Annotated in this window: 9 protein-coding genes; 6 read left to right on the top strand and 3 right to left on the bottom strand. The window is 68.5% G+C overall.

The genetic code is table 11. The features are described from left to right. The coding region (locus AC5LUJ_RS20015; RefSeq protein WP_493465511.1) for a hypothetical protein at nt 1–611 on the bottom strand (611 nt) is incomplete at its 3' end. 633 nt (nt 612–1,244) lie between these two features. Between AC5LUJ_RS20015 and fxlM the strand changes: the two genes are divergently transcribed. From fxlM to AC5LUJ_RS19985, 6 genes are all read left to right on the top strand, one after another. Next, a complete protein-coding gene (gene fxlM, locus AC5LUJ_RS20010) occupies nt 1,245–2,528 on the top strand; it encodes a methyltransferase, FxLD system (RefSeq protein WP_493465510.1) in 1,284 nt (427 codons plus the stop codon). Nucleotides 2,529–2,546: 18 nt separating this feature from the next. After that, a complete protein-coding gene (locus AC5LUJ_RS20005; protein WP_493465509.1) occupies nt 2,547–2,765 on the top strand; it encodes an FxLD family lanthipeptide in 219 nt (72 codons plus the stop codon). Between the two features lie 92 nt (nt 2,766–2,857). After that, nucleotides 2,858–5,935, top strand: coding sequence for a lantibiotic dehydratase (locus AC5LUJ_RS20000; protein ID WP_493465508.1), 3,078 nt, complete (start codon nt 2,858–2,860; stop codon nt 5,933–5,935). Further along, nucleotides 5,932–7,173, top strand: a complete 1,242-nt coding sequence (locus AC5LUJ_RS19995) for a lanthionine synthetase C family protein (protein WP_493465507.1) — start codon at nt 5,932–5,934, stop codon at nt 7,171–7,173. The genes AC5LUJ_RS20000 and AC5LUJ_RS19995 overlap by 4 nt, the downstream gene beginning before the upstream one ends. Continuing rightward, nucleotides 7,155–8,186, top strand: a complete 1,032-nt coding sequence (locus AC5LUJ_RS19990) for a thiopeptide-type bacteriocin biosynthesis protein (protein ID WP_493465506.1) — start codon at nt 7,155–7,157, stop codon at nt 8,184–8,186. The genes AC5LUJ_RS19995 and AC5LUJ_RS19990 overlap by 19 nt, the downstream gene beginning before the upstream one ends. A 166-nt stretch (nt 8,187–8,352) precedes the next feature. Then, on the top strand, nt 8,353–9,120 hold the full coding sequence (locus AC5LUJ_RS19985) for an SAM-dependent methyltransferase (RefSeq protein WP_493465505.1): 768 nt from the start codon (nt 8,353–8,355) through the stop codon (nt 9,118–9,120). A gap of 362 nt (nt 9,121–9,482) precedes the next feature. On the opposite strand, the gene AC5LUJ_RS19980 is transcribed toward AC5LUJ_RS19985, so the two are convergent. After that, nucleotides 9,483–9,893 (bottom strand): hypothetical protein, encoded by a 411-nt coding sequence (locus AC5LUJ_RS19980; protein ID WP_493465504.1) that lies wholly within the window; start codon nt 9,891–9,893, stop codon nt 9,483–9,485. 31 nt (nt 9,894–9,924) lie between these two features. Continuing rightward, nucleotides 9,925–10,830: AfsR/SARP family transcriptional regulator (locus AC5LUJ_RS19975; RefSeq protein WP_493465503.1), on the bottom strand; the 906-nt coding region annotated here is incomplete at its 5' end.

Here is a 10,830-nt window from a genome sequence, read left to right as displayed (position 1 = left end):
GCGGACCGCAGCAAGAACAGATCGAAACACGCGGCGCCGCAGAGCGCCGCAGCCTCGCCTGCAAGGAGATACAGCCGAGCTTGCTGACGAGGAGACCGCGTCCGGTCGAGGTACCGCTGGGAGACCTCCAGGAGAAGGCGGGCCTGTTGGTAGGCATCAGGAAGCGCGAGGGCGCCGTAGCCTGCAGCCAGATGCCTTATGTCGTCTTCGACCTGGTCAATGGTCATCTCCGGCAAGGTGCTTGCCGCTGCTTCGGAGGCATGCCCCGCGGCCTCTCGTGCCGTCATTTCAATGTCGCTTTCGGTCAGTGCTGGCGCAGCCGCCTGGTGAACCTTGTCGGGCTCCGGGCTGGCGAGAAGCTGGATCACCGGCAGGCCGAACATGCGTTCCAGAACGGCCGGGGCCGGATGGGCTGGCAGCCGTCTCAGGCCACCGCTGGTCCATCGACGCAGGGTCGGTTCCGCCAGCGTCGCGTTACGGAATACGCGGTCGCCCGTCTCTTCGTAGAGCAGCGCCGAGACCCGGGCATATTCTCGTTCGAAGAGCGAATACGTCATCGCGCGTTCGACCAGAAGGGCGTGCAGCACGGTACGGGATGGCCCGGGGGCCATGGCAACTCCCTTGCTGAAAGACCGGGCGGCTCGTCTCCATAATGCCAGCGTCGACGTGCCGCTGGTGGCGTGTCGCGTCTGGCGGCACTGCTTGATACCTCCGCGATACCTCGACCCTCATGTGAGTGCCAGATGATCCCCCCACAGCATGGTCCGCCTCGGGGTTCCTCGCCAGGCTGGTCTCTGAAACGGAACCGAGGGAGCGCGAGGAACGAGGGTGGCGGACGTGCCGAGCTGTCGAATTGGCTGGAGAACGAGCCGCCGTGGGTCTGTGCCGGTGTCGACAGGCTCTGTCAACCGTGTCATGCGACCGCGGCGTTTCGCGTGGGGCCCGATCGCTTGGGCAATAGGCTGTCCGTGACGCCAGCCGCAGCAACTGTCGAGCGTTGGCAGAGCACGGCTATCCCGGCAGGCTGGCAGCTCCCGGTGCTCGCTGGACAGGCCACGCCCTCCGATCGTCGGGCCGGGCCGGGCCGGGCCGGGAGGATGTAACTGATTGTTACAGAACATTTTCTCGGGATTGCGATCGATGTTCTGGATCTCTCCAGGAAGGGCGGGTATGGGCAAGAAACGTGACGCAGGCGGCTTCGCCGTAGCGGATCGTCAGGAGCGATACAGGACAGGAAGTCTTCTATGACTGACGTGGCCACCGGTTCTAGCCGTATCGATGAGCTGCGAGAGCAGTTGATCGGTGAGTTGCGTGAGCTGAATGCGCTTCGTACGGCAGCGGTCGAACGGGCTGTCCGTGCTGTTCCTCGGCACCTGTTCCTGCCAGAGGAGACGGTGGAAGCGGCGTATGCCGCTGAACGGGCGTTGGTGACCAAGAGGAATGAGTACGGTGTCGCGCTCAGTTCGGTCAGTGCCGCGCGTATCCAGGCGTTCATGCTGGAACAGGCTGATGTCCGCCCGGGGATGCGTGTGCTCGAGGTCGGTTCCGGTGGTCTCAACGCGGCTTACCTGGCGGAGCTGGTCGGTGTGTCCGGTGAGGTGACGACGGTCGACATCGATCCGGATGTCACGGCCCGCGCCGAGCGCCTGCTGGCGGAGGCCGGCTACGCACGGCGGGTGCGCGTTGTGCTCGCCGACGCCGAGGAGGGTGTCGCCGCGTTTGCCCCGTATGACCGCATATTGATCACCAGTGGGGCCTGGGACATCCCGCCGGCGTGGGTGGCCCAGATGTCCGAGAACGGGCGGCTTGTGGTGCCGCTGCGGCTGCGGGGTCTCACACGCTCGGTCGCCTTTCAGCGTGAGGGCGGATGTCTGGTGTCCCGCGACTACGAGGTCTGCGGGTTCGTTCCGATGCAGGGCGCCGGGGCACATCAGGAGCAACTGCTGCTGGTGACCGGCACGGACGAGATCGGACTACGGTTCGATGACGGGCTGCCTGCCGATCCGGCTCTGCTGGACAACGCGGTGCGCACGCCCCGCGCGGAGACGTGGACGGGGGTGACGGTCGGGCGCTGGGAGTCGTTCGAGATGCTCCAGCTGTACCTGGCCACGGTGCTGGACGGGTTCTGCGTCATGACGGTCGACCAGGAGCTCGACACCGGCCTGGTTTCCCCAAGCAACAAGTCGTTCGCCATGGCGACCGTCGACGGGGGCAACTTCGCCTACGTCGTCGTGCGCCGCACGGCCGACGACACGGTGGTCGAGTTCGGGGTCCACGCCTTCGGGGCGGACGGACCCGCGCTCGCCCCGAAGGTGGCCGACCAGATATGTACGTGGGATCGCGAGCAGCGCGGCGGGCCCGGCCCGGTCATCGTCGTCTACCCGGCCGGAACGCCCGATCACCAGATGCCGCAGCCGCCGGTGGCGCGGGTCATCGACAAGATTCACTGCCGGGTCATGCTCGCCTGGCCCGCGGCCGCTGCCGAGGACCAGGGCATCCCGGCTCATCGTCTCGATCTTACTGAATAGGAACGGAGAACGGTCGAAATGCTGGATGTCCATATCCCGAACGGCGCCACGGCACTGTTGACCGAGCCGTCGGACTCCGACGGCCTCGAAGTCATCGACGACGAATTCACGCTGGATATACGGGTCGTGCTGGCCGCGTACCCGAACGGCAAGCTCCAGTGCAACACGGATGACAACTGTGGCTCCACCTGCCACAAAGCCAGCGCCTGCAGCTCATTCGTTCAGGACCCGGCCTGAACGACCGCTTCTCTGCTGCTGGTACGCCGGACAGCCCCGTCCCGGCGCACCAGCAGCACCGGCGAGCCTGCTGTATCCACAGGGAGGGGTCAGTGACAGCACAGCCACCAGCCCGCTACCGGTGGCAGGCTGGCGCGATACTGCGCGCCAGCACCGATCCAGGCGCCTTGAACCTGCCCCCCGCTCTTGGCCTGGACGGCGACGGCACCGTGGCGGAGGGGCGGGCTTTTCTGGCCGCCGTGTGGCGGCGCGCGGAGATACGGGACGCGCTGAGCGCTGCCAGCCCCGTGCTGTGCCAGCAGGTCGACGATGTCGTGGCCGGGAAGCGGTCCGATCCGAGGCGGGTGCGCCAGACGGTGCTCTCCCTCGCTTCCTACCTCCTGCGCTGGCAGCGACGCCCCACACCCTTCGGCCTGTTCGCCGGGGTCGCCCCGGCCCGGATCGGTGACGCGCCGAAGGCGTCATGGGGACGGGAGCACCGTGTGGTGGTACGGGCCGACGCGGACTGGCTCGCCGACATCGTCACCCGTCTGCAGCGGTGCCCCCGGTTACTCGAACGCCTGCCCGTGGCCGCCAACGGCGTTGGGCAGGTCCGAGGTGATCGCTACGTCGTGCCGGGACCGCCCGCGGATGGGCGGGCTCATCTGTTGGCCCCGGTTGAGGTGTCCGTGCGTTACACCCGCCCGGTCGCCGCGGCCTTGGCCGCCGCCCACACCCCCATCCGGTACGGCGTACTGCGCGCCCGGCTCACAGAGCGGTTCCCGGCTGCCACCGTGGACCAGGTCGATGCCATGCTCGGCGGCCTGATCGACCAGAACATGCTGATCAGCAGCCTGTGGGCCCCGATGACCTGCGTGGATGCACTCGACCACGTGTGCGCCGAACTGGCTGCCGCCAACGCGCACACCATTCCCGAGATCGCGGATCTGGTCCACCAGCTGTGCGCGATACGCGAGGAACTCGCGGCTGGCGGCTCGGCCGCCGCGCGGCCGGCGAGGATTGGGCTGATCACCCGGATGAAGGCGCTCAGTGACGTCGCCGCGGTGCCCCTGGTCGTCGACAGCGCCGTGGACTGCGACGTCCAGATCCCCGAGCAGGTGGCCGTGGAAGCGCAGGAAGCCGTCTGTGTCCTGCACCGCCTGACACCATACCCATTTGGCTACCCGCAGTGGCAGGATTATCACCGTCGCTTCCGGGAGCGATACGGGGCTGGCGCCGTCATCCCCGTCCTGGAGCTGGTAGCCGACAGCGGACTCGGGCTGCCCGCGGGCTATCTCGGTTCCGCACGGGGCCGTGCCGCCCGGCAGCTGACCGAACGTGACGAGGCGCTTCTCGGCCTGATCCAGCAGAGCCTGTTGGACGGGTGCGCGGAGATCGTCCTAACCGAACCGGTGATCAGAAACCTGGCGGGCGACGCGACCGATGCCATCCCCGTGCACCGTGTGGAGATGTCCTTCGAGATCCACGCGGCGTCGTTGGAAGCCCTGGCGCGCGGAGCATTCCGTCTGGTGGTGACCGGGACTCCGCGGCCGGGCAGCAGCATGGCCGGGCGGGTCGCCCACCTGCTGCCGGCCCAGGAGCGAGCCGAACTCGCCGCCACCTTCGACACGGCCGGCCCGGACGCGATCACCGCGCAGTTGTCGTTCGTGCCGCGTCGGCGGCGCAACGAGAACGTCGCCCGTACTCCGCAACTGCTGCCGTGTGTCGTCTCTCTGGCCGAGCACCGGGAACCGGGCGACGGCGTGCTCCCTCTCACGGATATCGCGATCACCGCGGACGCCCGCCAGTTCTCCGTCCTGCAACTCTCCACGGGCCGACGCATCGAGCCGCGGGTCCTGCACGCGCTGGAAGCGGGAATCCACACCCCGCCGCTCGCACGGTTCCTCGCGGAGATCACCACCGCCCGGTCCGCCGTCTACACGGCGTTCGACTTCGGCGCCGCCAACCACCTGGCCTACCTACCACGGGTGCGTTACAAGCGCACCATCCTCGCCCCGGCCCGCTGGCTACTCACCGCGCCGGACCTGCCCGGCAGAGAAGCCGACATGGCCGCGTGGGACGCGGCCTTCGAGACGTGGCGGGCAAGGCTGCGGGTACCCGTCCGCGTCGCCATGATCGAAGACGACCAGCGGCTTCCCCTGGACCTCAACCATCCGGTCCACCGTCTTCTGCTCCGTACTCGCCTCGACCGGGCCCGTCGCCTCGAACTACGCGAAGCTCCAGGCCCGAAGGATTTCGGCTGGCTCGGCCGCGCCCACGAAATCCTTCTCCCGCTGGCTCTCACCGAACCCACCCGGACCAGCCCGCCACCGGTACCCCGGCGGGCAGGCGGCGTTGCCAACGGCACCGCCTGCCCGCCGGACCGCTCCACTGTCCTGTGTGCCCATGTGCACGCCCATCCGACGCGCTACGACGAGATCCTGACCGCGTACCTGCCGAGCCTGATCGCAGCCTTCGAGGATGCGCCGCAGTGGTGGTTCCGTCGGCATCGGGACACCTCCCGTCCCGATGCCGACCAATACCTCGTCCTATCCGTGCGGCTGCCCGCACCCGATGCCTATGGCGAGGCCGCTGAACGGCTCTACGACTGGGCGGACCAGCTACGCCGTCAGCGCCTGGTGTCGCACCTCTCGCTTACCACCGAAGCATCCCAGCCGGGACGGTACGGCTACGGCGAGGTTATGAAATACGCGCGCACGGTGTTCATGGCGGACTCGGTGGCGGCCCTCGCCCAGATCGGCATGGCGCTGGCGGGAACGAGCGCGCAGGCCTTGGCCGCCGCCAGTCTGGTCGACCTGGCCGTCCGGTTCGCACCCGCCGTTGACGAGGGCCTCGACTGGCTGGTCCGGCGCCTGCCCCAGGAACACGGGCGGCTGGACCGGGCGCTGCGCGACCAAACCCATGAACTCGCGGACCCGCACCGCCGGTGGACAGCCCTGCGGTCCCTGCCCGGCGGGACGGACGTGGTCGCTACCTGGCTGGCTCGTGCCGCCGCACTGGCCAGCTATCGCGAGCAAATGGCGGCGCAGCGTGACCCGCTCACGGTCCTGCGGTCCCTCCTGCACCTGCACCATGTACGCGCGCTGGGCGTCGACCTGGACCTCGAGCGCGTCTCCGGCCGCCTCGCGCGAGCCTGCGCACTGCGCCACACCGCCCGGAGCTCTAAGTGACTAAAACACTACAAAACTGGACCAGTCTTGCTGATGCTGTCGAGAGGTTCGCACAGCACCTCGGTATACCGGAAACACCATCCCCCGACGAGCCCTGGGCCGGGCAGTCCCTCGCCGACGGCGCCGCCGGCATCGCCCTGTTCCACATCGAACACGCCCGCACCGGCAGCGGCAGCTGGCGCACCGCACACACCTGGATCACAAACGCGGTAGCCAGCCCGATCAGTGGCTCCGACACCGCCGGCCTCTACCTCGGTGTGCCGGCCATCGCCTACATGCTGCATGCTGCCAACGCCGGCTCACCGACACGGTACAGCGCCGCCCTGGAGACCGTGGACCACAACGTCACCGACCTCGCGCACCGCCGCACCACCACCGCGATGGCCCGCATCCGCCGCGGCGACCGTCCCGCCTTCCGCGAATACGACCTCTTCTACGGGCTGACCGGCATCGGCGCCTACCTGCTGCGCCGCGACCCGGGCGGCAGCGCCCTCGGACGCATCCTCCGGTACCTTGTCGCGCTCACCCGCCCCCTGCCAGGCGACGACCAGGCCCTGCCGGGCTGGTGGGTCGCCCACGACCCGCACACCCGCACCTCCGCCCGGTATCCGGACGGGCACAGCAACCACGGCGCCGCGCACGGCATCGCCGGGCCGCTGATGTTCCTCAGCCAGGCACTGCGGCGCGGGGTCGTCGTGGACGGCCAGCAGGAGGCCATCGAGACCATCTGCTCCTGGCTCGACACCTGGGAACAGCACGGGGAGACCGGCTCGTGGTGGCCGGAGTGCGTGACCCTCGCGGACCTGCGCACCGGCAGGACCAGCCAGCCCGGTCCCGCCCGCCCCAGCTGGTGCTACGGCACACCCGGAATCGCCCGCGCCCAGCAGCTCGCCGCCATCGCCACCCGCGACGCACGGCGCCAGCGGGCAGCCGAACAGCACCTCGCCGACTGCCTGGCCGACCCCGCCCAGCTCTCCCGACTCATCGACCCGGGCCTGTGCCACGGCTGGGCGGGCGTCTACCAGACCACCTGGCGCGCCGCCCGCGACGCCACCACGCCGGTGCTGGGTATGAGCCTGCCCTCTCTGGAGGAGTCCCTGGCCCACCACGCCCAGCCCGGCATGGGCAACGGACCCGGATTTCTCGACGGCGACGCGGGAACCGCGCTCGCGCTGACCACCGCCGCGCGGAACGCGGCGCCGAGCTCCGGATGGGACGCATGCCTACTGATCGACTGAGCCACCACCGGGCCAAGGACAACGCACACAGCACCGCGCTGGACGAAACCGTGGATGGCGTGCTGCGTGTCCTGGCCGGCAGCCCGCTCGACGACACCGCCGCCCACATCCGCACAGACCCAGCCGATCTGGCCGCAGCCGTCGAGATCTATCAGCAGGCCGGCCGCCGCGCGCTCGAACATCAGTCCGCCGCGACAGTCGACTGGTGGCAGCTCTACATCCAGTTCACCCACTGGCCGAGCGCCGAGCAAGCCGCGGCCGACCACCTCGCGCCGCTCCTGCGCCATGCCGAAGCCAGCGGCGATGTGACCGCCTGGTGGTTCGTCAGAAAACATCCCTGCTGGCGACTGCGCCTACGGACCCGGCCGGGCGACGAAGCGCGCGGCAGCCTGCGCCAAGCACTCGACGAACTTACTGCCGCCGGCCGGATCGCGCGCTGGTGGTCGGGCATCTACGAACCGGAAACCGCCGCGTTCGGCGGCCCTGTGGGCATGACGTGCGCACACCAACTGTTCCACGCCGACAGCCGGGCCATCCTGGAGCTGCGTTCCCAGGGAAATGCGCTCGGGCGCCGTGAACTGTCGGTCCTGCTATGCAGCATCCTGATGCACGCCGCCGGGCTGGAATGGTACGAGATGGGCGACCTGTGGCACCGCGTCGTCGCCGAACGGCCCTCCCCTGACAGCGTCTCGCCGGACCAGCTCCGGGGGATAACCGAGGACCTGCGACGGCTGATGCTCGCTGACGCCGGGCCCCTGCTGGAGCCGGGCGGCCCCCTCGCGTTCGCCGCCGCATGGGCCGACGCCTTCCGGCAGGCAGGGCACGCCCTCGGAACGGCGGCCCGCGACGGAACGCTGGACCGGGGCCTGCGCCACATCCTCTCCTATCACGTGATCTTCCATTGGAACCGTCTCGGTCTTTCTGCACGTACTCAGAGCATCCTTGCGTCGGCGGCCTGCTCGGCCGTCCTCCACCTGCCCGTCCTGCACGTCCGTTTCTTAGCGAGGAAATAGTAGTGACTGAATACGAAATCACGAGCACACGCAAACAGCCTGACGCATCCGGTCTCGCATACATGGAAATGCCCGAGACGTTCAATACAGCACGCGGAAGACGGTGACAGAGGGCAGGATGGCGACCTTCGTGCGAACAAACGGCTTGGCCGCCGATGGAATCACCATGGCCACGGCGCACCCGGCGCGGATGTACGACTATCTCCTGGGCGGCAAGGATCACTATCCGGCTGACCGACTCGCGGCGGAGCGGATACTGCGGGCCGCGCCCGAAGCCCGGTTGATGGCCCGGGAGAACCGACGCTTCCTCCACCGCGCCGTCCGGTTCCTCGTCGCCGAGGCCGGCATCCGACAGATCATCGACATCGGGACCGGAATCCCGGCCGCAGACAACGTCCACCAGACCGCCCAGAAGATCACACCGGACGTCCGAGTCGTCTACGTCGACAACGACCCCATCGTCCACGCGCACGCCAACGCGCTGCTGACCGGCACCGGCCGGACCACGGCCGCGCTGGCGGACCTGCGGGAACCACACGAGATCCTGCAGCATCCCCGCGTCCAGCATCTGATCGATTTCACCGAACCCGTGGCCCTGCTCCTCGTCGCCGTCATGCACTTCATCCGCGACGAGGAAAACCCCACCGGCATCGTGCGGACGCTACTCGATGCGCTACCGGTGGGCAGCTATCTGGCGCTGTCCCATGCCACGGGTGACCTGCGACCCGCAGCAGCGGCCCAGGTCACCGAGGTTTACGACACCGCCACCTCGCCCCTCGCCGTACGCAGCCATCCCGCCATTGCCGCGTTCTTCACCGGGTGCGATCTGGTGGACCCGGGTCTGGTCCAGGTGCCGACATGGCGACCGGCCGGCAAACGCCCCAAGGGTTACCGCAACATCTGGATTTATGGTGGAGTAGGCAGAAAAATATAATTCTCCTATTTCCAAACTATCCAGATAGCATAAGATCGATTGCTATTGGCTACCGCTCCCCGTCCCTATACGTCGCCAGCCCAGCTGTTGACGTCCACTACCAGATGGATCCCTGTCCATGGCCTTGCCAGAGAAGATGAATGGTCTTGATGTCGGACACACAGGGCTTCGGCGGCGAGTTTTGGATCTGGATCTGACTCTGGCGCAGACCTTGTGACGTACCACTCGCCGGCAACCGTGGTCGAGCGCGGTCGACCAACCACGCTGCCCGGGAGCTCGCTGATGACGCTCTGCAATCACAAGATCCGCGCTAGAGTCCGATCCGCTCGAATCGCTCAAAGCTATACCAAGTCGTCATTCCTTCACGGGGTCTGTGTGCTGCTCGCGACCAGCGCGCCGACCACCCCGCCTGCTGCTACCGCCCGCACCAGGCCCGCGGGATCCGACAGCGTGTGCGGGCCGGCGCCGATGAGCACCACGATCTCGCCGTGTGCATCCATGTGCTCCGTCCAGCCGGGCGGAGGATCGATCTGGCCCTCGAAGACGGTCAGCCGCGCGGCGGTCAGGCGTACCCCGTCGCCTGTTCGCGTCAGGTGCCAGTCCGGCAGGTGCGGCAAGGATTCCCGGAACGGTGCCGCTAAGCCCGTGACCACGGTCATGCCCCACGCCAGGCAGCGACTCATCAGAAGATCCACGGTGTCTCCAGTAGGCGTGAGCCGGTGGATCGTCACGTTTCCTTCAAGAACCATGATCGGCCCAATGTCTCCGATCATGGGAGTGCACCGCATCGTCACCGACACGTCTCTACGCTCCCCTGCTGCCGGGGGCGGGCTGCCGGCTCATCGTGCGGGTCGCGGTTGCCGTGGCGGGGACGGTGAGGTGGGACAGGAGGGCGTCGGTGCCGGGGTGTGGTTCGGCATCGAGTTCCCGGAGCCGGCGGCGCAGGAGCTGGTAGGTGCGGTGGACCGCGTCGGGGCGCTGCCGCCCAGCTTCAACTTCCATGATCTTCTGATAGGTGGGTTCGGCGTACGGGTCGATGGTCAGGGCGTGGCCGAGGAGATCGAGGGCGCGGTCGGGCTGGTCGGGCAGGTGCCTGTCGGCGAGTTGAGCCAGGGCGTCGAGGAGCTGATGGTGCACGGTGGTGATGTGGCTGTCCGCCCATTCGTAGGTGCTGGCGGCCAGGAACGGCTGCCGGCCGGTGGCGGTGACGGCGCGAGCCAGGGCGGTGGTGCGCCGGTCGGGGGTGACAGCGTCGGCGAGGGCGTCCTGGAAGCGCCACAGGTCGACGTCCACGAGGGCGGGGTCGAGCTGGTAGCCGCCGCGGATGGTGGTGATGAACCAGGTGCGGTCGTAGCCGCTGGCGGCGCGCAGGGTTTCCCGGAGGGAGCCGACGACGGTGTAGAGCTGGTTACGTGCCTTGCGTGGTGAGACGTCGGGCAGGAGCTCGGCCAGGATCGTGCCGGTGGACGCGCCGTCGCGGTGCAGCGCCAGGTAGGCCAGCAGTTGCACGCCGAGGCTGCGTAGACCGGTGCGGATCGGGGTGCCGGCGGCGAGGACGGTCGGCGGGCCGAACAGGCGAAGCGTGACCCCAGGGGCGCGCGGCCGGCCGGTCATCGGCACGCCGGGAGGGGTGGCGGCCGGGGATGGCCGCGTCGGGCCGGATGCCGCGGCATGAGCGGATGTGTGCGCCGGCACGGGCGACCCGCCGGT

It is taken from the genome of Protofrankia sp. CiP1_Cm_nod3, assembly GCF_982290655.1.
Note: the sequence above shows the minus strand (reverse complement) of the source record. Positions and strands in the feature narration are given on the sequence as shown.